The following is a 21,919-nucleotide window of genomic DNA, read 5'->3' as shown; positions in this document are numbered from 1 at the left end:
GTAATGATGAAGTTTGTAGCAAGATTTGGGAGAATTGCTATAACAACTGAAGTAGTAGGGTGCGTCCGCTGCGACAATCTGGGCTACCCATCCAATCCCTACGAACTGACGCACCTTACACGCTGCATAAGTGAAATTTTACACTACCCATTCCCCGTTAGCCATTCACAAAAACGCTTGAGGTAAGCTGATTTTGACTGACACCCTGCACGATTCCCAAATAATTGTTCCCCGACTTAATCGCCGTAGAAGCGACACTTGCACCTCCATCCAACTGCAAACTCACAGATTCAAAAGTCAAGTTGGCAAATCCGAGACTGTCAGTCAAACCAATTTTATCCCCAGCCTCAAAATCGACGATTACGTCTGCACTTATTAAAGTAGCCGCCGCAGACAAACCTCCTGCTAGGATAAACGTATCATTTCCAGCACCGCCGGTCAGCATATCTTGCCCGCGATCGCCCGCCAACAAATCGTCGCTGTTACCGCCAACCAAGACATCATCTTCTTTGCCGCCGCGAATAGTATTGTTACCGTCAGATCCGATTAGTCGATCGTTATCGTTATTGCCGCTGATAAAATCATTGCCAACACCGCCCTCAATTGAATCCGACTCTTTGCCGCCGGATAAGCTGTCATTGCCGCCTGCGCCATTAATTGTATCCGCACCTTGCATTCCATTAATGCTATCAGTACCTTCTCCCCCGGTGATATTGTCTTTGCCGGAAAGGGCAAAAATTGGCAATCCCGCAGCATTTGTCGGTATTTGACTATCGGCACTATCTGATAGGAAATAATTGCCGCCGCTGGCTGTATTTTTGGGTGCTGTCGTCGGGCTTCCGTCCCCTATAGCATTGGGTATTGGCGAAGTAATCGATACCAATGTGTTGGGAGTTGGTGTGGGAGTTGGTGTGGGAGTTGGTGTGGGTGTCGGTGTGGGTGCGGGATTGACACTACCGTCAAGAGAAGTCGCAAAAACTTGCGTCCAATAGTGATTCCAATTTTCTGTGCCCGTATCGTCGGCTAAGAAATAGTAACCGATGCCAATTTCTTTGAGATTGGGGTTAAGAATGTTAGCGCGGTGGCCGCTGCTGTTCATCCATGATGATACAACTTGTTCGGGTGTAGAAGAGCCCGCAGCGATGTTTTCTGCAGCCGCTGAGAATTGATAGCCCGTTGCACTAATCCGACTTCCTAATGACGAACCATCTTTTCCGGTATGGGAAAAGAAGTCTTGCAGTGCCATGTTTTGGGTGTGATTTTCCGCCGCATTTAGTAACTGAGTATTGAAGGTTAGCGGGGACAAACTCAATTTGCTGCGTTCGATGTTGGTAAGTTCTAAAACTCTATTAACAAAGTTTTGATTGGTTGGGCTTGGTGCTACTTGAGAGGCCGATCGCTCTCCTGTTAAAGTGTCCAAGGACTGAGAGCCGGAATTTGATAGTTGTTCAAGCATGGGGATGATAAACAGTTTTAAGACTTGGTTTTGCTGGTAGATTGCTTACCGTCTTAACGATAGTTTCCCCGATCCCTAGCTGGCTGGGCACAATTCAATAATTGTGTTAATCCCTACCGCTGCTCTATTTATTCTAATTATAGCTGTTGTCAAAGTGCGGATGTCAAGAGCCCGGCTCTGGTTGGGAAAGGGAAGAGTACGCTGGAATTTAAGGAGAGTTTCAATGGAATTTGCGATCGCCCGTCGCATCAATACAATTTTAAATTTGAGATTTAAGATTTGAGCTTTTTCCTGATTAGTAAGGTTGGCGCTACCCAACCAGCCCGCTGGCTGGCTAGAAACCCGGTTTCTACAAGTTTTGCAGACAGGAACAATAAATATAGGAAGAAACCGGGTTTCTGAATTCTGTGTGCGATCGCGAACAGAGTTGTTACTAGAACCCGCACAAAAAATTCTAAATTAATTCAAAATTCACAACCGCGCAGGGTTGTTCGCGATCGCCAAAGCAATCTCAAGATTTCAAACTATTTTCTTGTCCGGCTTTAGCTTCCTGAGCAACTTGTTCAACCTCATCTTTGGCGAGAATTTCCAAAGCTGTCTGTGCTTCTGCACCGCCCAACCGCCCCAAAGCTTGGGCGACTCTGTAACGGATCTGCCAATCTGCATTGGAAACGTAGGGAAGCAGCAGCGGCAGCGCGCGTTTATCTCCCAATTCACCTAATGCACTGATGGCAATTGTTTGGATCAATTCGTTTTCAGAAGTCAGGGCATTTTCTAACATCGGAAAAGCTTTCGGATCTCCCATTTCTCCCAAAGCCGCAACGATGCTCAGTTGCACCAGCCATTCAGAGGTACTGCTATAAACTTGCTGCAAATCTTCTAAAGCATCGGTTAATTTCAATGCGCCCAAAGCATCGGCTGCTGCTGCTTGCACGTCGGGTTCGGGGTCGTTGTTCAGGCTGTTTCGCAGTACCTCTAAAGCGTTCGGCAGATTCTGCGTACCGAGGGTTGATATCTGGCTGACTGCGGCGTAGCGAACCCGGACGTTTTGATCGCCGATCGCAATTTGAATCAGTTTATAGGCAATCGCGGGTTCTAGTTGCCGCAGTTGGTTGACTGCTCGCAGTCTTTCGCCAAAATCCTCGGAATTCAGCAATTGTTCGACAGACTCAGGGGTAATGCTCATTCGATTTTAAATTTGATAATTGGTAATTGGGGAGAAGGAAGAAGGAAGAAGGAAGAAGGAAGAAGGAAGAGGGAAGAAGAAGAAGCAAGAAAGAAAAAATAGCTCTGCGTCTATTCCTGACTTCCGTGTCGTGAATCTAGATAATTGGTAATTGCAAAAAGTCAGCGAGATTGAAAGAGCGATCGACTCATTTTCTGATACAGTCCTGGAACTGCAGCAGTTAATTTAAGATTCGGCAGCCATCGATCGGATAATATCTCCCCTAGTGAGGATGCCGATTACTTTGCCCGCAGTATCAAGCACCGGCAATCGGTGGATACTGCGATCGTGCATCAGTTTGGCAGCTTCTTGGACAGATTTGTCGGGCCCGATGGTAACTGGTTCTTTACTCATCGCTTCTCCTACTGTTTGTCCTAAAGCCTTGTGCAGATCTCGCTCGTAACGAGATGGATTTTCTAAGTAAATCACGCTGTCGAGCACCATGATGTAAGCGGGGGGAGTTACGCCGGTTTCCCGCCACATCAAGTCGGTTTCGGAGATGACTCCTACTAACACGTCATTCTCATCTACGACGGGAAGACCGCTAATGCGTCGAGCGGCTAAAATTTTAATCGCTTCGTTCAAGGGCATTTCGGGTCGCGCCAAAATCGGCTCGCGGCTCATTACATCGGCTACTGTTTTTGGCATGATTAGCGGTTGATTGAGTTGTTGCTCTAAATCGATCATATCGGGAAAGCGTGACACAGACTGAAGAAAGGCAGCTCTGCTGGAGGAATTCGTTAGAAGGTAGAAGGAAGGAAAAAGTTTGAATGCCAGAATTTTGCTGTTTTTTTCGATCGCACTATAAAATTCTGCCGTTTGCCTCCCTCCGGCGAGCGATCGACCTGACAAGATTGTTAAGATATCTTAAAGAGCCGATAAATCCTTACCAATGCCAGAATCTCCAACCCGAGAACCAGACTGCCAACCAGAAGCGCGCTGTGTATTGGTTTGCCAGTATCTATCTTGCCTGAAAAATGGTTCAGCAGCAGTGCTAGCTGCTTTTGAAGCTCAACAACTTGCAGGGGTGAAAGTTGAGGCTACTAGCTGTCAGGGACAGTGCACCACTGGCCCGACTGTACGAGTTACGCCGGACGAAATTTGGTATTGTCGAGTTAAACCGAGTGATGTACCGTTAATTGTGGAAGAGCATTTCAAAGAGGGAAAACCTGTAGAAGCGCTGTTCAATCCGAGAATTCATGCGCGTTATTATTATTAATATTGACTTGATTCGGTGAAACTTCCAAGCTCTGGCGCATCTAATTTTAATAGTTATTGTTAAGGAACTGCCACTTTGAAAATCCAAGGAATTGCGCTTAGTTTGTTAGTGCTGGTGCTGGGGCGTCCGTCGGCGGTTGCTGCTCAAACGTCGGCGGTTGCTGGGGATATTTGTCCTGGGGAATTGGGGGCACAAGTAGATGCGATCGCCAATCGTCCCGAATTTAGTCGATCGCGCTGGGGCATTTTGATTCAACCTCTATCTTCTACTACTACTCTCTACAGCCGCGACGCCACCAAATATTTTATTCCAGCATCAAATGCCAAGCTGCTAACTACAGCCGCTGCTTTGCAGAAACTCGGTGCAGATTTTCGGATTAAGACATCGGTTTACAGCGGCGAAAATGGAAGTTTGTACGTTGCCGGCAGGGGAGATCCGAGCATTGCTGAGGCTCAGTTGAAATCTTTGGCGCAGCAGTTGAAGCAGCGGGGAATCAGTCAAGTAAACGAGTTGATTGGCGATGACAGCTATTTTCAAGGCAGTGCAGTCAATCCGAATTGGGAATGGGAAGACGCGCAAGCTGGCTACGGAGCGCCGATTAACAGTTTAATTTTCAATCAAAACGCGATCGACCTTCTCTTGTCCCCGCAGGCTCTCGGGCAACCTCTGAAAGTTACTTTTGCCGAACCTAAGCAGGCAAATCAGTGGCAACTCCAGAACAATTCAGTAACTGTCGCCCAAAACGAATCTGAGTTTATTGAAGTTGGCCGGGAGTTCGATCGACCTATAATTCGAGTGAGCGGACAGTTGAAAGTTGGTGGCGAACCTGAATCAGCTTATGTGGCAGTTGTCAACCCCGCTAATAATTTTTTGCAGCAGTTTCAGCAAGTTCTAGCGGCTGAGGGAATTCCTGTTAAACAGGCTTTAGTTGCCTCGGCTTCTCGCAATTTAAATCAAGAATTAGCGACCGTTGAATCGCCGCCTCTGGCGGAATTGGTGAGAGAAACTAATCGCGAAAGCAACAATCTTTATGCAGAAGTTATATTGAGATTGCTGGGAAAAGTTACAGACAAGATGCCCCTGCCGCCAGAGGATACAGGTGAAATGGGTTTGAAAGAGTTAAAGACAGTTTTAACTCAATTAGGAGTCAATCCAAACAGCTACATATTAGCCGACGGTTCGGGCTTGTCTCGGCACAATTTAATTAGTCCAGAAGCCTTGGTGCAAACTTTGAGAGTTATGGCCAATTCACCTGCAGCATCTATTTACCGCCAGTCACTGCCGATCGCTGGGGAGAGCGGCACTTTGAAAAATCGCTTTAATAATACACCAAATCGCGTAAATTTGCAAGCAAAAACAGGAACTATGAGCGGAGTTTCGGCGCTGTCGGGATATATCGAAGTTCCGAATTACGAGCCGTTGGTGTTTAGCATTATCGTCAATCAATCTGACCTATCGACTGCAAAAATGCGATCGGCAACGGACGAAATTGTGCTATTATTGAATCGCCTGCGCCGCTGTTAAAACAACAGATTTAAGGTGAGAAAGTTAAGCTCAGTAGTTACACCTAAAAAACCGGACACCTAAAAACCCTACAAGTTTTAAGTTTCATTAGATTGCAGCGACGGGGATCGAAAAGCAGCTACAATAAAAGTAGAAAAATTAAAACCATTGGGCCGTTTTAGCCTGCTACCAGTCGGCGGGTTGTGTACTTCCCGAAAATAAGTCTAACTTTCCAACTATGAATTCTTTCGATTCCGAACAGAAACACATCTTCGTCGAAACCAATAACATCCGCCTGCACTGCGTTTCTCAAGGAGAAGGCGAGCTTGTTCTCCTCCTGCATGGGTTTCCAGAGTTTTGGTACTCTTGGCGTCATCAAATTCCTGCTTTAGCGCGTCATTTTAAGGTTGTGGTGCCGGATTTGCGGGGCTACAACGATTCCGACAAGCCGGAAAGCGGCTATGATTTAGATACGCTGAGCGCGGATATTCGCGGTTTGATTGCGAACCTCGGTTATAAAAAAGCTCACGTTGTAGGTCATGATTGGGGAGGCGCGATTGCGTGGCACTTAGCTCAAAAATTCCCCGAACAACTCAACCGCTTGGCAATTTTAAACGCTCCGCACCCGCAGCGATTCGTGCAGGAAATGGCGAGCAATTTAGATCAAATCCGCCGCAGTTGGTACGTTTTGGCGTTTCAGGTTCCCGGCATTCCCGAATGGTTGATCCGGCAAAACTTGAAAGATTTTGTTCACAATGTTTTCCAAGGACAAGCTGTTCGCAAAGGAGCTTTTAGCGCTGAGGAAACTAAGATTTATCAGACTGCTTTAGAAAAGCCGGGAGTATTAGCCGCCGCTATCAATTATTACCGCCAGATGTTTCACCCGCAGAGGCTTTGGAATTTGGCGGAGAAATTAGAACCTGTGACAGTGCCTACTTTGGTGCTTTGGGGAGAAGAAGATGCGTTTTTGAGCCACAAACTTGTAGAAGGTTTAGACAGATTAATTACGGCTCCGTTTAAGTTAAAATTAGTTCCTAACTGCGGCCACTGGATTCAGCAGGAAGCGCCGCAAACGGTGAATCGAGAATTGCTGAGTTTTCTGAGAAATTCTTCTCCTTCTTTGGCTTTGGCATAGAAAGTTTTAAACATTGCAAATTAAAACCCGGTTTTACAGCTAAACCGGGTTTTCATCTGTCTAGGGATAGGTTTTTTTTAGGGTGGGTCGTGCCTAGAGTTTCTGGATTACCAGAGAATTAAAGCTAGCTGACGCACCCTACTTATTTATCAGTCCCAGAGCAAATTTTCTTGGATCAGCAGTGCAATCATCGCAGTTCTGGAACAAACACCGAGTTTGATAAAAATCCGCCTCACGTAAGTAGCAACTGTCCAGTGACTGATATTTAAATTTTTGGCAATACATTTGTTTGGCAGGCCTTGGGCTACTAATTGCGCGATCGCTCTTTCGCGTGGGCTCAGGCTAATTTCCGGTTTGTAACTTGTGCTTTGCATACTTTTGCAATGAGGTAACGAGTGAAAATCTAATCAATTAAGGGTAGAATTCTGAGTTTCTCTCGAACTTCAGATAAAGGAGTTTCCCAATCAGATGCAACGTCCCAGTCAATTAACCGAGTGGCTAATTTTCCGTATTTTAAGCCTTTGATAATTTGTCCGATCGCGCATTTGCCGCCGATCAGTCCAACTAACACTAAAATCGCACAGGAAGGACGAAATACTTGAGCGCGAGTAAACGCTTGAAGTACCAATTCATCTTCTGTTGAAGCTGAAAGACCCGTCAGCACGTGCCAAACGTCGTGGTTTCGCTGAATCCCGTCTCCCGATGCGATCGGCTCAAAGCCTTGTTCGTCTAGAAATCGCGCCACTTCGCACCCTAATGTTCCTGTTGGCAGTTGGCGCAATTTTGCCAAGTCTATTTCAAAATGTCGATCGCTCTCAATTTGAGGATTAATTGTTTGAGCCATCTTTAATATAACTTCTAATTGACCGTCACTCATAATTTATTCTCCCTTCAAAAATGATTTAAGTTTCGAGCCAATTAATTTGTGTTTGTCAAGTTCATTTTTGCGCTGAATCAAGACGACTTTTTTTACCGACTCAGCTTAAAAATTGTACTTTCTGTCAAACCAATCGGCTATCAGGAGCTTTTACATTTCTTTACAAACATTTTTAGATGTGAAATCTGCTACCTGTAAAAATCTCCTTAGTTTTTCTAATCGCAACTTGACCCACCGGGAAGTATAAGTAAAATCCCCAGTATTTAGCGGTGACTGGAACCCCTTTACTTACGTATATAAATTTATTCTGCCGATAATTATTGGAACCTGCAATGAGTCAGAAGTTGAAGCTTGCAGGCCTCGTGATGCAGGTGCATACAAGTGAAGAGAGTTGAAGCAAGGTGAAGCAAGGTGAAGTTATGCAGAGTTGATTTTTAGGAATTACGCAGTAGTCCCAATCCCCTGTGGTTGCCGAATTTGTAGTGGCAATCATGGGGGATTGCCCGTATGTCGTTAGAATGTCGCTCAAATGAGTGACACTCATTTGAGCGACTGGGCAAGTATTTTCACCAACCGCTATAAATAAAGTAGAGATTCATATCATACAAGGTGTTGCTGTGAAAAAACTTTACATTTTGTTGTCCCCAGGAGTTCTGTCATTAATTTGGTGCGGTGCTGCTAGCGCTACGACTTATGTTAACCCTAACGGTAAAACTACTTTAAACCTGTCAGAAAAAGGGAACAATCCCAGAGGTTTTTACTTGACCAAAGTAGGCAATCGGAATTTTTTGGGCAACATTCAAATTACCCGTTCCGAAGGAGCAGCAGGCTCTTACTATTACAATGGGACTTTCAAAGACAGTACGACCGGCCCTGGCCAAAAAATTGTTTGTTCTGGGGATATTACCATTGTTAGGCGTCAAGTTGGAAGGAGCAGCCAATTGGGAGCCGAAGTTACTTGGAAGGTGAAAGGAGGAGAAAATTGTCCTTCTACTGGCCAGACATTTAAAGTAAATTTAGTCGAATCTTTACCGCGTCCTAATGCAATTGGCGACTATACTTCTAGCAATTCTAATACTTGGTTGACTGAAACTGCTGGTTCTGCAACTTGGCCTGCTTGGCGAGTCACGTCGCGAGATGGACAACTAAACTGCCGCAAGACGCCAAACGGAGCAATTCAACAAGTTTACCGCGCTGATAGAGATACAATTGCTGCTGAACTCCGGGGAGTAAATGCGATTACGGTGGCGAACGGTCAACCCTGGTTGCAGACAAGACAAGGCTGTTATGTGCGGGCTAATTCTCAATACGTTCAGCCCGTTTCTATGCCTGAATAAGTGATAGTAAGTAGGGAGCATTTCAATGAAAGCAGCCAAGCTAAAAATTGGATTTGGGAGCCAGGAGCCAGGAGCCAGGAGGAAAGAGGAAGAAGGAAGAAGGAAGGAGCCAGAAGAAGTGTTTTTACAAATATGAGAGGCTCCCAGTAAGTAATTCCCAAATCTAAAATGGTATAACCTGCATATCTTTGAGGACAAAAGCACAAAAGTAGGTTGGGTTTCTCTACGTTCAACCAACCTACTTTTACTAATGACTAATCACTAATGACTAATCGCTAAATCACTACAAAAGTTAGACTTCTTCCAACTCTTCTACATCCTGAACGTCATCAATATCCTCATCCTCATCATCAACATCAAGATCGACCGGAGCGACAGAATTAGCAGAAACCACAGCTCCCGTATCAAGTTTTTCCCGCACTAACTTCTCGATCTCATTTTTAAATTCGGTATTTTCCTCCATGTGCCGAATTACGTTGTCGCGTCCTTGAGCAATGTTGTCGCCCTTGTAGCTGTACCAAGAACCTTTCTTAGTAATTACTCCCATTTCATCGGCCAAGTCAGTCAGACAGCCTAAAGTAGAAATGCCTTTGCCAAATACAATGTCAAATTCGGCAATACGGAAAGGCGGAGCAACTTTATTTTTAGCAACTTTAACTTTAGTGCGGTTGCCGTATTCTTCTGTACCTTTTTTCAAGCTTTGAATGCGGCGAATGTCGAGCCGCACGCTGGCGTAGAATTTGAGTGCGTTACCGCCGGTTGTGGTTTCGGGGTTGCCGTAAGTTACGCCGATTTTCTGCCGCAATTGGTTGAGGAAAATGACGGTACAGCCGGATTTGCCGATGTTGCCGGTGATTTTCCGCAAAGCTTGGCTCATCAAGCGCGCTTGCAAACCCATGTGGGAGTCGCCCATGTCGCCTTCGATTTCGGCGCGGGGGACGAGGGCGGCTACGGAGTCAATTACTACGATATCGACGGCGACGGAACGCACGAGTTGATCGACTATTTCTAGGGCCATTTCGCCGGTATCCGGCTGGGAAACTAAGAGATTTTCAATATCGACGCCTAAAGCTGAGGCGTAGGTGGGATCGAGGGCGTGTTCGGCATCGACGAAGGCTGCGATACCGCCGGATTTTTGGACTTCGGAGATCGCGTGGAGGGCCAGAGTGGTTTTACCGGAACTTTCCGGGCCGTAAATTTCAATGACTCGGCCTTTTGGCAAACCGCCGCCCAAAGCAATGTCCAGTGTCAGGGCTCCGGTGGGAATGGTTTCTACCCTCATGCGAGTGGAGTCTCCCAATCGGACGATCGCTCCTTTGCCAAAGCTGCGCTCGATTTGGGAGAGTACCGAAGTTAGAGCTTTTTGCTTTTCTGAGTTTTCAGTGGAAGTTTTTATAGACGTTTCTTTTGATTTTGCCATTTGCGGTACGCGGGTAGACCCCTTGCGGAGCTTGTTGATTAACTGTACAACACGTATGTTAGCAGTTATTTTTGGGGTCTGGAGGTTCTGGGAGGATCTGGCTGAAGATTCTTGATTTTGGGGGTGGTTGAGCCTGAGCCAGCTTTCAGAAGGCTCTAATCGAGAAGATATTCGGCATCCGGCAGAGGGTAGAATTATTGTCTGTTAGGGGATGTAGTTGGTATCGATCGCTCTGGGAGTGAGGTTTAAGATGGGCTACAGTTCCAAATTCCGTGAAGCGTAGCTATCCCGGAGGGAATCGCCACAATTAGGACAAGCATGGGATCTACAACACATCAAGACACATCTGTTAATACCAAAAATTCCCGCTGGCTGATGAACTTATTGGCGATCGGCATTTTACTTGGTATCGGATTTCGGTTTTTCGAGATCGATCGCAAACTGTACTGGCACGACGAAGCTTACACATCAATCCGCGCCGCTGGTTTCACCCGCCAAGAAATTGACGACGAACTATTCCAAAACCGGATTGTTCCCGCACCAGAATTGCAAAAATATCAGCAGATTAAACCGGGAAGTACAGAAGCAGACACAATTCGTTCTTTAGCACTAGAAGACCCGCAGCATCCGCCTTTATACTTTCTCATGGCCCGTTGGTGGATGCAGCAATTTGGCAGTTCTCTAACAGCCTCCCGCAGTTGGCCAGCACTATTGAGTTTGCTGTCGCTGCCTTTGATGTACGCTTTAGCTCAGGAACTTTTCGCCTCGAATTTGGCTGCGTTATTAGCAACAGCACTTTTGGCTTTATCTCCCTTTGATATATTGTTTGCTCAGACAGCAAGGCAGTACAGTTTGCTGACAGCGACAGTTATTGGCAGCAGTTGGCTGCTGCTAAGAGCAGTGCGGTTGCGGGGTTGGCAAGATTGGGTATTTTACTCGCTGGCGATCGTCGTTGGTTTCTACACTCACCCTTTCTTCAGTTTAACACTCATTGGACACGGAGTTTTTATAATTTCTTACTGGTTGTTTGTCAAAAAAACAAAATTGCCAGGTCACGTAACTAATTCCCAATTTTTCTTAGCAGTAACAGCAGCTTTAATATTGTATATCCCCTGGATTTACCTGCTGGCGACAAACCTGGAACGAGCATCAGCTACGACAGATTGGACGCGACTATCTCCGGGTTGGCTGTATCTTGTCAAATTGTGGACACTCAGCTTTACAGCCTTATTTTTTGACTTTGACTTCGGGGATAATATTTGGACTTATCTGCTGAGATTGCCATTTTTGCTATTAATTGCGGCAGCTTTTTACACAATCTGTCGCAGGGTTAGCACTTCTACTTGGCTGTTTATTGTAACATCTATTTTGGTACCTTTTTTGATACTGGCATTACCGGATCTAATTCTAGGTGGCAAACGTTCCGCCGTCAGCCGCTATCTGATTTCCTGCTTTCCGGGAGTGCAGCTAGCAGTTGCTTACTTGCTCGCGAGTAACGTGAAAACTCAGCAGCGGTTGTGGCAAGTCATTTTAGCCTTGGTATTTACAGCAAGTGTAGCCTCCTGTACAGTTAGCGCTTTTTCTGATACTTGGTGGAGCAAAGACTTGAGCTATTTTAATGCTGAAGTTGCGAAAATTATTAACAAAGAGGTGATAGCTAATCGATCCATTAAAGATACAATTGTAATTAGCGATCGCGGCAACGATTTTACTAACATGGGAGATTTGCTTTCTCTGAGTTATTTGCTCGACAAAGAAGTGAGGCTGATGCTGCTGAGCCAGTCGCCAGATATGGAAATGCTGAACAAATATTCGGCTCCCCTGGTGTTCCGCCCTTCGGAAAAATTGCGATCGGCACTCAAGCAAAATCAACGCCGCTTAGAGCCAATTTTGCAGTATGCCAGACTTTTTCGAGCGCGGCGAGCTTCTTAGAGCAGATTGACAGAAATGGAAGATCGTCCCCGGTAGGGTACGTCAGTCGATTTTAGATTTTAGATTTTAGATTTTAGATTTATTCCACAGATGAATCTGGGAGATTAAACTTGGGTCTAAAATTTTTGGAGATTCACGACAGGAGTAGGTGGCACAGTATCGGTTTTTGGGCGGGGTCAGAAAAAACTGTTTGAGTTGTCTCCACTATGGGGGCTGACACACCCGACATAATCAGCAATAATTATTTGAATACTTAGGATAAAACGCAATGCAAGAGTTAAATAATTCATCTTCCGAATCGGCGCAGAAGTTTCGCAATCTTCAGACCGAATTACGCGAACGTTGGCGAGCGATAGAAGAATTCGACAGCGGGGATTGTGACATTATTATCATTCCTTCTGTCAGCTTAGATCAGCAAGAAATGCGGAAAATTGAGGGTGCTTACCACTACGAAGAGCGGCATTTATTTTCATTAATTCGCCTGCGAAATCCCCGCACGCGCTTAATTTACATTACCTCGGAGCCCTTGCACCCGATGATTGTGGATTATTACCTGCAATTGCTGCCGGGAATACCATTTTCTCACGCGCGCGATCGGCTTTTGCTGTTCAGTGCTTACGATGCTTCTGCCAAATCCCTCACCCAGAAAATTTTAGATCGCCCCCGCTTGATGGAGCGCATTCGTCAAGCAGTACGGCCGACAAAATCTTATATGGTTTGTTATAACTCGACGCCCTTAGAACGCGAGTTATCTGTTAAATTGGGGATTCCTTTGTGGGCCAGCGATCCCGATCTGTTATACTGGGGAACAAAAAGCGGTAGCAGGCAAATTTTTAAAGAATGTGGCGTGCCTTATCCTGACGGTTCCGAGTTGGTTTGGAATGCGGAAGATTTAGCAGAAGCTGCCGCTCAATTGTGGGAACGGCAGCCGGATTTGCAGCGGATGGTAATTAAGTTAAATGAAGGTTTTTCGGGGGAAGGAAATGCAATTCTAGATCTGCGTTCCCTGACAAGTAAAGCGCCTCAAGAAAGAGCGAAGGCAATTGGGGATTGCTTCCATAATTTGCGCTTTCAATCCACAGGCGAAACCTGGGAAAATTTTAGCAGCCGCATTCCCGAATTAGGGGCAATTGCCGAAGCATTTATCGAAGGAGAAAAAAAGTTCTCGCCCAGTGTTCAAGGCAGAATTATTCCCAGCGGCGAAGTAGAAATTCTCTCCACTCACGACCAGATTTTAGGAGGCCCAGACGGTCAAATTTTCTTGGGTTGCCGATTTCCTGCGGACGAATCTTACCGGCTGGCGTTGCAAGAATTGGGATGGAAAGTGGGGAAAAACTTAGCTAAAAAAGGGGCTTTAGAGAGATTTGGAGTAGATTTTCTCGCTGTAAAGCAATCCGATGGGAAATGGGATCTTCAAGCAATAGAAATTAACTTAAGAAAAGGAGGCACAACTCATCCGTTTATGGCTTTGAAGCTGTTAACAAACGGTCGGTACGATCGTACTACCGGATTATTTTACAGCCAGCAGGGCCGTCCGAAATATTATGTCGCTTCGGACAATTTGAAAAAAGAGCGCTATCGGGGATTATTACCGAACGATTTGATGGATATTATTGCTGACAATCAACTGCACTTTGACAGCGGTACAGAGACGGGCAGTGTGTTTCATTTAATGGGTTGTTTGTCGGAGTTTGGCAAATTGGGCTTGACCAGTATCGGCAATTCGCAGCAAGAAGCTGAGGAGATGTATAACAAAGTGGTGAAAGTTCTCGATCGCGAAACGTCGTACTAAATCTGCTGGAATGGCAGCACGATCGGAAGTTAAGCCAGTTTTAAATTTTGACGTTCATTAATCTGTAGTAGTAAGGTGCGCTCGGCGCACCCTACTGAAGGTTGTAGCTAATTTTTAGCGGGATAAAGGGGCGTGGGGTCGATCGAACCTGTGCGGTTGAGTGGCCAAAAACGGACAATTGCCCTACCGATGATATTTTGCTTGGGCACAAAGCCCCAATAATGGCTGTCACAGCTTGCGTTGCGGTTGTCGCCGAGCACCAAGTAAGAATTTGGAGCTACAACTACAGGCCCGTAGGGATACTGCGGAATTTCTTCAATATATTTTTCCTGTAGCGGCTGCTTGTTAATAAAAACTTTTCCCTCTTTGACTTCCACATTGTCCCCCGGCAGTCCGATCACTCGCTTGATATAGGCATCTTTGATCGGTGGCGGCTGTCCCGTACACAAACTAGCCGGGTCAGGAGGCATAAATACGATAATATCTCCTCGCTGGGGCTCTTGGAATCGATAGCTTACCTTATCTATAATTAATCGATCGTTAATTTGTAAGGTTGGGAGCATCGAGCCCGTGGGAATGTAGCGTGCTTCGGCAACCAGGGTGCGGATACCAAAGGCTAAAAATGCTGCTAAGCCGATCGTCTTAATTCCTTCGATCCAAGGATTTTCGGTGTCTTGCGGGGGTTTTTCGTCGGCTGACTTGTCTAGACGAGTCATAGGGTATTGTAGTGACTGAGCTGGATACTAATTATAAACTTAATAATGCTTCCATGCTAGCACGCTGTTTACTCAATTAATGGTATCTTATGACTCCCAAATCAAGTTTGTTAATCCGTCGCGCTCGCATTCTTTTGCCCAATGGTGAGTTTTTGGTAGGAGATGTGCAAATCTGCGATCGCCAAATTGTCAAGGTTGCTGCGGAAATTGTCGAATCGGGCGATCGAGAAATAGATGCCAAAGGCTTAACTCTGTTACCCGGAGTAATTGATCCCCAGGTACACTTCCGGGAACCGGGTTTAGAACACAAGGAAGACTTATTTACCGCTAGCTGTGCTTGCGCTAAAGGCGGCGTGACATCGTTTCTGGAAATGCCGAATACGCGACCTCTGACCACAACCCAAGCTGCCTTAGATGATAAACTAAGTCGCGCTGCCGAGAAGTGTTTGGTGAATTACGGCTTTTTTATTGGTGCAACGCCCGAGAATTTGCCGGATTTGTTGACTGCGAATCCGACTCCGGGAATTAAGGTGTTTATGGGTTCGATGCACGGGCAGCTTTTGGTGGATGGAGAAGCAACTTTAGAGGCGATTTTTGCCAAGGGCGATCGACTAATTGCCGTGCACGCAGAAGACCAAGCTAGAATCAATCAGAGGCGTCAGGAATTTGCCGGGATTTCCGATGTTGCCGTGCACTCGCAAATTCAAGACAATCAAGCAGCTTTATTGGCAACTCAACTAGCAGTAAAACTTTCTAATAAATATCAGCGGCGTCTGCACATTCTGCACCTTTCAACGGGGGATGAAGCTGAGTTTTTGCGCCAGGAAAAACCGAGTTGGGTGACAGCAGAAGTGACCCCGCAGCATTTGTTGTTAAATACCAGCGCCTATCAAAAAATTGGCAGTTTAGCTCAGATGAATCCGCCTTTGCGCGAGCCCCGCGATAACGAAATACTTTGGCAAGCTTTACTCGACGGCGTAATTGATTTTATCGCCACGGATCACGCGCCGCACACATTAGCAGAAAAAGCTCAAGAATATCCAAATACGCCGTCTGGAATGCCCGGAGTCGAAACTTCTTTGCCTTTGATGCTGACGCAAGCAGTAGAGGGAAGATGTACAGTGGCGCAAGTTGCTAATTGGATGTCGGCAGCCGTTGCTAAGGCTTATAAGATTCCCAACAAAGGGGCGATTTCTCCGGGTTTTGATGCCGATTTAGTCTTAGTTGATTTGGAGAAATACCGCCCGGTGGTCGGAGCAGAGATGGCCAGCAAGTGCGGCTGGAGTCCCTTTGAAGGTTGGAGTTTGACTGGGTGGCCAGTTGTGACTGTTGTTGGAGGAAAAGTTGTTTTTGAAAATGGTAAATTGGATACAAATGTGAGGGGAGAAGCCTTGACATTTGACGCTGAGTAAGCATGACTTTAACTCAAGTGTTATAATTGGGTATTCCTGCATCGCAAAGGCGATTTTACCCATGCTTCTTGAAGAACTAGAAACACAACTCCTGGCCTTAACTCCGACTGAGAAAGCTGAAGTCATCAGACTTTTAGCCCAAAGTTTAAACAATAGTTGGCCAGGAATTACCAAAACTCCCGACGTGTGTGGTGGCGATGCTTGCATTGCCAAAACTCGCATCCCAGTTTGGCTGCTTGAAAGTTTTCGCCGTGAAGGTTCAAGCGATGCTGAACTTCTACAATTTTATCCCCATCTCAGCGCTGCCGATCTAGTCAATGTTTGGACTTATGCTGATGCACATCTGGAGGAAATCGAAGAAGCAATCTGCAAGAATGAGGAAGCCTGAGTCATGCTGAATTTGTATGCAGACGAACAATTTCCTTTGCCCGTTGTGCAATTGCTGCGCGCTTTTGGTCACAATATCCTGACTGTTCAGGAAGCAGGAAAAGCAGGACTTGGGATTCCCGATCCAGAGGTGCTAGCATTTGCTATAAGCAAAGATAGAGCTGTTTTGACATTAAATCGGTTTGATTTTATCGGACTGCACAACCGACAGCCAGACCACTCTGGTATTATTGTTTGTACCAAAAATCGGAATGTAGAAATGTTGGCAATACGCATCAATGATGCTATTGCTGGTGAAGAAAGTTTGAGAGGCAAATTAATTCGTGTCAACCGTCCGCAGTAAGTACGCGCGAGCGAAGCTATCTTCCCGCAGAGGTTCCCGAAGGGTAGGGAATCGCACTCGCTCAATGTTCCCATTGCCAATCCAATAACTCGCCATTACCAATTACTTCAGCTTGCCGCCCGTTATCTAGATAACTTAAAGAAATTTGCAAATAATTTTCTGGTTTGTACTGCAATCTTTCCGCCCATTCGATCGCCACAATTCCCAAATCCATTTCTAACCCGTCCCAATAACTTTCTAAGTGCAAAGCCTCCACTTCTTCGGGTTCCAGTCGATACAAATCTAGATGATACAGCGGAATTCGCCCTCCAAAATACTCGTTAATCAGCGTGAAAGTAGGACTTTCGATCGAGTCTGAGATTCCTAAACCTTCAGCGATGCCTTGAACCAAGGTAGTTTTGCCCGCACCTAAATCTCCTTGTAATAAGATTACAGTGCCGGCGGGGAGCGATCGACCTAACCCAACACCAAACTTGCGCGTAGCCTCAGAATCGGGAAGCAAAGTTTTCATTTCAATAATTAGTCATTAGTCATTTGTTATTTGTTATTTGTTACTCGCTGGCGGCGGCCAATAACCAATAACCAATAATATTAGTCAACAGTCAACAGTCAACAGTTAACAGTCAGCAGCTTAAATGTTCTGCGCGCGGCCGTACCAACGCAGCAACATCCCCGCCAACCTTTGCGAATTGTGGCGAATTAAACCCGTATTTTCATCTTCATCCATGACATTGGCGATGACAACTCGTCGCCCCAATTGCGTCACGGCTTCTCGATCGAGGACAACCGGATAAGAATTCTCCTGAGAATAGCGGATCAAAGCCTTTGCAGAAGGGACTTTTCCTTGAACTACTACAGCATCGAACAGCGGCCGGCCGCAAGCGCGGTCGATCGCCCGAATGTGGTCTGCAACACTGTATCCGTCAGTTTCCCCCGGCTGAGTCATAATATTGCACACATAAATTCGCGGAACTTCGCTGTGGGCGATCGCATCAGCAATTTCCGGCACCAACAAATTCGGAATGACACTCGTATAAAGACTCCCCGGCCCAATAATAATAAAATCCGCTTCCCGAAGACCTTCCACAGCCCTAGGTAATGCCGGAGGATTAGCAGGATTACAGCCTATTTTGAGGATTTGCCCGTTAGCTTTTGTAATGCTGGACTCCCCCTCAATCCTGCGGCCGTCAGCGAGTTCTGCCCACAAAGAAACATCGCTCAGAGTAGCCGGCAGCACCTCTCCCCTCACTGCTAAAACTTTAGAACTCGCCGCGATCGCCTGTTCCAAATCTCCAGCAATATCGCTCATCGCCGTCAAAAACAAATTCCCAAAACTGTGACCCACCAAACCGTCACCAGCCCGGAAACGATATTGAAATAACTCAGTCAATAACTTTTCCTCATCTGCCAAAGCAGCCAAACAATTGCGAATGTCTCCCGGCGGCAATACCCCAATTTCCCGCCGCAGCCGCCCGGAAGACCCGCCATCATCCGCCACCGTGACAATAGCAGTGATTTTGGCGCTGTAATCCTTCAATCCCCTGAGCAAATTAGAAAGACCCGTACCGCCCCCAAGTGCCACAATTTTCGGGCCGCGGTGCAAGCGACGGTGGTTGAGGAGTCGATCAACCAATTCCTCATTCCCTTCGGGCATCAGCACTTGAGTAATAGAGTTCAAACTGCGAGTTTGACCCCACAGAATTAACAAAATCCCGCCAGCAATGATGATCGGCCCCGACACGTAATTGGGAATAACTTCCGCAATCCACGCCAAAAAATTTCTCAACAATTGCAATAAGAAGAAAATGGGAGTCATCCCAGTCCAAATCGCTAAACCCAAAGTGGCAAGTACCACGCCGCTAGCACTAATCAGCAGCCACCGTTTCACTAACAGTCCGGGGGCTAACCACTTAAACCACTGGTGAACTCGCCCGTTCCGCAAAGAAGGGGGGTAAGGATTTCTGGATTGGGCAAAAACCTGCTTGGCTTTAGCCAAGACGCGGAGGGCTTTAGGAAGTGAACTAATTGACATGGTTAATTAGTCTTAAGGGTATTGGAACAGCTCGACCGGACAAATTTACAATACAAGAGAGTTTTGATTCTGGCAGTCAATTTAAGTAATTAGTGATTAGTCATGAGTCATGAGTCATTAGGTAGACTGATGACTGAGGACTCACAACTTATTGATAACATCCTATGGCAGAGCCACTAATCGAACTCAAGGGGGTAAGTAAGTCCTTCGGCCAGAACCCGATCCTCGATCGAGTCGATCTGAGGATTTATCGGGGAGAGGCCCTGGCAATTATTGGCCCTTCCGGGACGGGGAAATCTACGATTCTGCGGATAATTGCGGGTTTGTTGGCCCCGGATGCCGGTGAGGTTTTTGTTCAGGGACAGCGCAGGGTCGGATGGGTGGACGACGTGGCAGATCCGATCGGAATTGGGATGGTTTTTCAGCAAGCGGCTTTGTTTGATTCGCTGACGGTGGAGGAGAATGTCGGTTTTTTACTTTACCAGCATTCTAAGCTGCCGCGCCGCCGCATTCGGGAATTGGTTGAGGAAAAGTTGGAGATGGTGGGTTTGCCGCGAATTGGCGAACGCTATCCGGCGCAGTTGTCTGGGGGAATGAGGAAGCGGGTAAGTTTTGCCCGCGCTATCATGGCGAATCCTGATAATGACAGGGATAATCCAGAGGTTTTGCTGTACGACGAACCGACGGCGGGTTTAGATCCGATCGCTTCGACGGTAATTGAAGATTTAATCCGTGAGTTGCAGGCGGCTAACGGTGTTTGCAGCACTTATGCGATCGTCACTCACCAAGACAGTACCATCCGCCGCACTGCCGATCGCATCGTGTTTCTCTATCGAGGCAAAGTGCAGTGGGAGGGAACTGTCAATGACATTGCATCGACAGATAATTTACTGATCAGACAATTTTTTAGCGGCAGTGTTACTGGGCCAATTCCAGCGCTTGGATAGTCAATTGTTATTAGTCAATTTTCATGAGCCATTAGTCAGCAGTCATTAATGTCGAGGGTAATATGGCAACAAAAAGTTTTCAGAAATTGCGAGTTTATAAATTATCTGAACGACTAGCAGATGAAATTTGGCAAACTGTTAAGACTTGGGAGCCATTTGCCAAAGATACTATCGGCAAACAAATTGTCCGTTCAGCCGATAGCATCGGTGCTAACATAGCAGAAGGAGTGGGACGAGGCAGTTATCAAGACAACAGACGCTTTGTCAAGATAGCTAGAGGTTCTTTATATGAAAGTCAACACTGGTTGAGACGAGCTTACACTCGAAACCTTTTAAACGTTCAACAAGTAAATACATTCACAGCAATCATTAATGACTTAGCCCACTCAATTAAACTCATACCTACAATCTATCGGGTCATCCCCTAAAAATGATGCTCAATGACTAATAACCCATAACTAATAACCCATAACTAATGACCAATGACTAAGGAGGCAATATGCGATCGCGAACTGTAAGAGAAGGTTCTGTCGGGCTCTTAATTTTAGTAGGAATCGGTTTATTTGGCGGCTTAGTGCTGTGGCTGCGGGGCGTGCAGCTAGGGAACCGCAGCTACAAATTCGCCGTAGAATTTGGCAGCGCCCAAGGAATGCAAATAGGCACGCCCATCAGGTATCGTGGGGTTGCAGTCGGTAAAATTACCGCCCTCCAACCGGGTTCCAACGGCGTAGACGTGACGCTGGAGATTGCCCCCGGTACTTTAGTGATTCCCCGGGATGTTACGATCGAAGCGAATAAATCCGGTTTAATTGGCGAATCGTCGATCGACATTACCCCCAACTCGATTTTGCCAGAATCGTTACTTACCGCCAATCCCGTTAGTGCCGACTGTCCCCCTGAGATTATCTGCAACAATTCGCGCTTAAAAGGTCAAGCTGGAGTCACTATCGACGAACTTATTCGATCCACAGTTCGCCTAGCTAACTTCTACACTGACCCCGCGCTGTTTAACAATATTAAATCTCTTGCCGAGAATACAGCCAACACCGCTAAAGGTGCAGCTAAACTCACTCAAGATTTATCGACTTTAACTAAAACTGCCCAAGCGGAAATAAAAACTTTAAATCAATCTGTAAGGGGAGACATTGGCAGCTTAAATCAATCTGTAAAAACCGAAATAGCAAGTTTAAATCAATCATTAAAGGGGGAAGCCCGCAGTTTAAATCAATCATTAAAGGGGGAAGCCCGCAGTTTAAATCAATCATTAAAGGGAGAAGCAAGCACCTTAAATCAATCGCTCACGACGGAAATATCAGCAGTCGCCGCTGATGTTTCTAAAGTAGCAGCTACGGCGGACACTTCCACAAAAGCCGTATCTGCCGCTGCGATAAATTCTGCTAATTCAGTAACTCAAGCAGCCAATCAAATTACCTTAACAGCAAACCAAGTCAATTCTTTAGTAACAACCAACCGCGCCAGTTTAGTCTCAACTCTGAATAACATCAATCAAAGCAGTCAGGAACTGCAGGTAGCTGTCAGCAGTTTGAACCCGACCATTAATCGAATCAACCAAGGACAATTGCTGAACAATTTAGAAGTTTTATCAGCGAATGCTGCCCAAGCTTCTAGTAGTTTGCGAGATTTATCCAGCCAGGTAAACAATCCCGCCACTTTGCTATTATTGCAGCAAACTCTAGATTCTGCACGAGCTACATTTCAGAACGTGCAGAAAATTACTTCCGACGTGGATGATTTGACAGGAGATCCGGCTTTCCGCAACAACATTCGCAGGTTGTTCAACGGATTGGGAGGCTTATTGGGTTCGACCGAACAACTACGACACCAAGTTAAAGTGACTCAAACATTAGCTCCCATTTCTGAGAAAGTAAATGCGAGTACCCCTGCCAAAAATCAATCAGTAGAGCCTGGATTCCCCAGCTTGAACAAACAGCAAAAATTCCCTGTTATACCTTCTCAAACTGCCAGGTCAGCAGAACCAGTGGCTCCCGAAAATACCCCTTAAAACGGGGTATTATTGAATAACCGCCATTGCAAAAGCGGCGACTTCCTCTAGTTAGTAAGGGGCGCAATTCACACCGCGATTACAGCTAGTTAGTAAGGTGCGCCCTGCACACTCCGCCATTAAACTTATTGTACCAATCCTATTAACAAAAAACCATTTCAAT

Annotated in this window: 21 protein-coding genes; 12 read left to right on the top strand and 9 right to left on the bottom strand. The window is 46.1% G+C overall.

Annotated elements, in window-relative coordinates:
- Window positions 1-157 precede the first annotated feature (157 nt).
- The 3 genes from QUA62_RS23275 to QUA62_RS23265 form a co-directional block, all read right to left on the bottom strand.
- Window positions 158-1,456, bottom strand: a complete 1,299-nt coding sequence (locus tag QUA62_RS23275) for a CAP domain-containing protein (protein WP_333407046.1) — start codon at window positions 1,454-1,456, stop codon at window positions 158-160.
- A 511-nt stretch (window positions 1,457-1,967) separates the two neighbouring features.
- Window positions 1,968-2,642 (bottom strand): phycobilisome degradation protein NblB, encoded by a 675-nt coding sequence (nblB, locus tag QUA62_RS23270; protein ID WP_333285585.1) that lies wholly within the window; start codon window positions 2,640-2,642, stop codon window positions 1,968-1,970.
- 225 nt (window positions 2,643-2,867) lie between these two features.
- Complete coding sequence (locus QUA62_RS23265; RefSeq protein WP_333407045.1) at window positions 2,868-3,368, bottom strand: CBS domain-containing protein; 501 nt, start codon at window positions 3,366-3,368, stop codon at window positions 2,868-2,870.
- A 205-nt stretch (window positions 3,369-3,573) separates the two neighbouring features.
- Between QUA62_RS23265 and QUA62_RS23260 the strand changes: the two genes are divergently transcribed.
- The 3 genes from QUA62_RS23260 (at window position 3,574) to QUA62_RS23250 (ending at window position 6,538) form a co-directional block, all read left to right on the top strand.
- Window positions 3,574-3,900: a (2Fe-2S) ferredoxin domain-containing protein gene (locus QUA62_RS23260; RefSeq protein WP_333407044.1), complete on the top strand. Its 327-nt coding sequence runs from the start codon at window positions 3,574-3,576 to the stop codon at window positions 3,898-3,900.
- Between the two features lie 81 nt (window positions 3,901-3,981).
- A complete protein-coding gene (gene dacB, locus QUA62_RS23255) occupies window positions 3,982-5,424 on the top strand; it encodes a D-alanyl-D-alanine carboxypeptidase/D-alanyl-D-alanine endopeptidase (protein ID WP_445301703.1) in 1,443 nt (480 codons plus the stop codon).
- Between the two features lie 217 nt (window positions 5,425-5,641).
- Entirely contained in the window at window positions 5,642-6,538 is an 897-nt protein-coding gene (locus QUA62_RS23250; protein ID WP_333407042.1) for an alpha/beta hydrolase, read from the top strand.
- A 149-nt stretch (window positions 6,539-6,687) separates the two neighbouring features.
- On the opposite strand, the gene QUA62_RS23245 is transcribed toward QUA62_RS23250, so the two are convergent.
- Together QUA62_RS23245 and QUA62_RS23240 are read right to left on the bottom strand one after the other, a co-directional pair.
- Window positions 6,688-6,912 carry a response regulator transcription factor gene (locus QUA62_RS23245; protein WP_083888111.1) on the bottom strand — a complete coding sequence of 75 codons (225 nt, stop codon included), beginning with the start codon at window positions 6,910-6,912 and terminating at the stop codon, window positions 6,688-6,690.
- Between the two features lie 29 nt (window positions 6,913-6,941).
- Window positions 6,942-7,415: a Coq4 family protein gene (locus QUA62_RS23240; RefSeq protein WP_333407041.1), complete on the bottom strand. Its 474-nt coding sequence runs from the start codon at window positions 7,413-7,415 to the stop codon at window positions 6,942-6,944.
- 617 nt (window positions 7,416-8,032) lie between these two features.
- Here QUA62_RS23240 and QUA62_RS23235 point away from each other — a divergent pair.
- Window positions 8,033-8,752 (top strand): hypothetical protein, encoded by a 720-nt coding sequence (locus tag QUA62_RS23235; RefSeq protein WP_333407040.1) that lies wholly within the window; start codon window positions 8,033-8,035, stop codon window positions 8,750-8,752.
- 292 nt (window positions 8,753-9,044) lie between these two features.
- On the opposite strand, the gene recA is transcribed toward QUA62_RS23235, so the two are convergent.
- Window positions 9,045-10,172, bottom strand: coding sequence for a recombinase RecA (gene recA, locus QUA62_RS23230; protein ID WP_199292592.1), 1,128 nt, complete (start codon window positions 10,170-10,172; stop codon window positions 9,045-9,047).
- Between the two features lie 318 nt (window positions 10,173-10,490).
- On the opposite strand from recA, the gene QUA62_RS23225 reads away from it, so the two are divergent.
- Both QUA62_RS23225 and QUA62_RS23220 read left to right on the top strand, forming a co-directional pair.
- On the top strand, window positions 10,491-12,104 hold the full coding sequence (locus tag QUA62_RS23225; protein WP_333407039.1) for a glycosyltransferase family 39 protein: 1,614 nt from the start codon (window positions 10,491-10,493) through the stop codon (window positions 12,102-12,104).
- 268 nt (window positions 12,105-12,372) lie between these two features.
- Window positions 12,373-13,896, top strand: coding sequence for a peptide ligase PGM1-related protein (locus QUA62_RS23220; protein WP_333407038.1), 1,524 nt, complete (start codon window positions 12,373-12,375; stop codon window positions 13,894-13,896).
- A 107-nt stretch (window positions 13,897-14,003) separates the two neighbouring features.
- Here QUA62_RS23220 and lepB read toward each other — a convergent pair whose 3' ends face one another.
- Complete coding sequence (lepB, locus tag QUA62_RS23215; RefSeq protein WP_190660049.1) at window positions 14,004-14,612, bottom strand: signal peptidase I; 609 nt, start codon at window positions 14,610-14,612, stop codon at window positions 14,004-14,006.
- Between the two features lie 89 nt (window positions 14,613-14,701).
- Here lepB and QUA62_RS23210 point away from each other — a divergent pair, with 89 nt between their 5' ends.
- The 3 genes from QUA62_RS23210 to QUA62_RS23200 all read left to right on the top strand — a co-directional run bounded on the left by QUA62_RS23210 (window position 14,702) and on the right by QUA62_RS23200 (window position 16,754).
- Window positions 14,702-16,024, top strand: coding sequence for a dihydroorotase (locus QUA62_RS23210; RefSeq protein ID WP_333407037.1), 1,323 nt, complete (start codon window positions 14,702-14,704; stop codon window positions 16,022-16,024).
- Between the two features lie 61 nt (window positions 16,025-16,085).
- Window positions 16,086-16,412, top strand: a complete 327-nt coding sequence (locus tag QUA62_RS23205; protein WP_333407036.1) for a DUF433 domain-containing protein — start codon at window positions 16,086-16,088, stop codon at window positions 16,410-16,412.
- Window positions 16,413-16,415: 3 nt separating this feature from the next.
- The gene (locus QUA62_RS23200) at window positions 16,416-16,754 is read left to right on the top strand and encodes a DUF5615 family PIN-like protein (RefSeq protein WP_006633191.1); all 339 of its coding nucleotides are present in this window, start codon (window positions 16,416-16,418) and stop codon (window positions 16,752-16,754) included.
- A gap of 61 nt (window positions 16,755-16,815) precedes the next feature.
- Here QUA62_RS23200 and tsaE read toward each other — a convergent pair whose 3' ends face one another.
- Both tsaE and QUA62_RS23190 read right to left on the bottom strand, forming a co-directional pair.
- Window positions 16,816-17,265 (bottom strand): tRNA (adenosine(37)-N6)-threonylcarbamoyltransferase complex ATPase subunit type 1 TsaE, encoded by a 450-nt coding sequence (gene tsaE / locus QUA62_RS23195; RefSeq protein WP_333407035.1) that lies wholly within the window; start codon window positions 17,263-17,265, stop codon window positions 16,816-16,818.
- A gap of 120 nt (window positions 17,266-17,385) precedes the next feature.
- Complete coding sequence (locus tag QUA62_RS23190; RefSeq protein WP_333407034.1) at window positions 17,386-18,786, bottom strand: gluconeogenesis factor YvcK family protein; 1,401 nt, start codon at window positions 18,784-18,786, stop codon at window positions 17,386-17,388.
- A 164-nt stretch (window positions 18,787-18,950) separates the two neighbouring features.
- Between QUA62_RS23190 and QUA62_RS23185 the strand changes: the two genes are divergently transcribed.
- From QUA62_RS23185 to QUA62_RS23175, 3 genes are all read left to right on the top strand, one after another.
- Window positions 18,951-19,733, top strand: a complete 783-nt coding sequence (locus QUA62_RS23185) for an ATP-binding cassette domain-containing protein (protein ID WP_190660058.1) — start codon at window positions 18,951-18,953, stop codon at window positions 19,731-19,733.
- Window positions 19,734-19,795: 62 nt separating this feature from the next.
- The gene (locus QUA62_RS23180; protein ID WP_333407033.1) at window positions 19,796-20,161 is read left to right on the top strand and encodes a four helix bundle protein; all 366 of its coding nucleotides are present in this window, start codon (window positions 19,796-19,798) and stop codon (window positions 20,159-20,161) included.
- Between the two features lie 71 nt (window positions 20,162-20,232).
- The gene (locus QUA62_RS23175) at window positions 20,233-21,756 is read left to right on the top strand and encodes an MlaD family protein (protein ID WP_333407032.1); all 1,524 of its coding nucleotides are present in this window, start codon (window positions 20,233-20,235) and stop codon (window positions 21,754-21,756) included.
- The last annotated feature ends 163 nt before the right edge of the window (window positions 21,757-21,919 follow it).

The sequence above is a fragment of the Microcoleus sp. MON1_C1 genome (genome assembly GCF_036701945.1).
Classification (GTDB): Bacteria; Cyanobacteriota; Cyanobacteriia; order Cyanobacteriales; family Microcoleaceae; genus Microcoleus.
Note: the sequence above shows the minus strand (reverse complement) of the source record. Positions and strands in the feature narration are given on the sequence as shown.

Bases quoted from the DNA above. Each gene is read 5' to 3' on its own strand.
- QUA62_RS23275 (WP_333407046.1), bottom strand. From the start codon at position 1,456: ATGCTTGAACAACTATCAAATTCCGGCTCTCAGTCCTTGGACACTTTA.
- nblB (WP_333285585.1), bottom strand. From the start codon at position 2,642: ATGAGCATTACCCCTGAGTCTGTCGAACAATTGCTGAATTCCGAGGAT.
- QUA62_RS23265 (WP_333407045.1), bottom strand. From the start codon at position 3,368: ATGATCGATTTAGAGCAACAACTCAATCAACCGCTAATCATGCCAAAA.
- QUA62_RS23260 (WP_333407044.1), top strand. From the start codon at position 3,574: ATGCCAGAATCTCCAACCCGAGAACCAGACTGCCAACCAGAAGCGCGC.
- QUA62_RS23250 (WP_333407042.1), top strand. From the start codon at position 5,642: ATGAATTCTTTCGATTCCGAACAGAAACACATCTTCGTCGAAACCAAT.
- QUA62_RS23245 (WP_083888111.1), bottom strand. From the start codon at position 6,912: ATGCAAAGCACAAGTTACAAACCGGAAATTAGCCTGAGCCCACGCGAA.
- QUA62_RS23240 (WP_333407041.1), bottom strand. From the start codon at position 7,415: ATGAGTGACGGTCAATTAGAAGTTATATTAAAGATGGCTCAAACAATT.
- recA (WP_199292592.1), bottom strand. From the start codon at position 10,172: ATGGCAAAATCAAAAGAAACGTCTATAAAAACTTCCACTGAAAACTCA.
- QUA62_RS23225 (WP_333407039.1), top strand. From the start codon at position 10,491: ATGGGATCTACAACACATCAAGACACATCTGTTAATACCAAAAATTCC.
- QUA62_RS23220 (WP_333407038.1), top strand. From the start codon at position 12,373: ATGCAAGAGTTAAATAATTCATCTTCCGAATCGGCGCAGAAGTTTCGC.
- lepB (WP_190660049.1), bottom strand. From the start codon at position 14,612: ATGACTCGTCTAGACAAGTCAGCCGACGAAAAACCCCCGCAAGACACC.
- QUA62_RS23210 (WP_333407037.1), top strand. From the start codon at position 14,702: ATGACTCCCAAATCAAGTTTGTTAATCCGTCGCGCTCGCATTCTTTTG.
- QUA62_RS23205 (WP_333407036.1), top strand. From the start codon at position 16,086: ATGCTTCTTGAAGAACTAGAAACACAACTCCTGGCCTTAACTCCGACT.
- QUA62_RS23200 (WP_006633191.1), top strand. From the start codon at position 16,416: ATGCTGAATTTGTATGCAGACGAACAATTTCCTTTGCCCGTTGTGCAA.
- tsaE (WP_333407035.1), bottom strand. From the start codon at position 17,265: ATGAAAACTTTGCTTCCCGATTCTGAGGCTACGCGCAAGTTTGGTGTT.
- QUA62_RS23190 (WP_333407034.1), bottom strand. From the start codon at position 18,786: ATGTCAATTAGTTCACTTCCTAAAGCCCTCCGCGTCTTGGCTAAAGCC.
- QUA62_RS23185 (WP_190660058.1), top strand. From the start codon at position 18,951: ATGGCAGAGCCACTAATCGAACTCAAGGGGGTAAGTAAGTCCTTCGGC.
- QUA62_RS23180 (WP_333407033.1), top strand. From the start codon at position 19,796: ATGGCAACAAAAAGTTTTCAGAAATTGCGAGTTTATAAATTATCTGAA.
- QUA62_RS23175 (WP_333407032.1), top strand. From the start codon at position 20,233: ATGCGATCGCGAACTGTAAGAGAAGGTTCTGTCGGGCTCTTAATTTTA.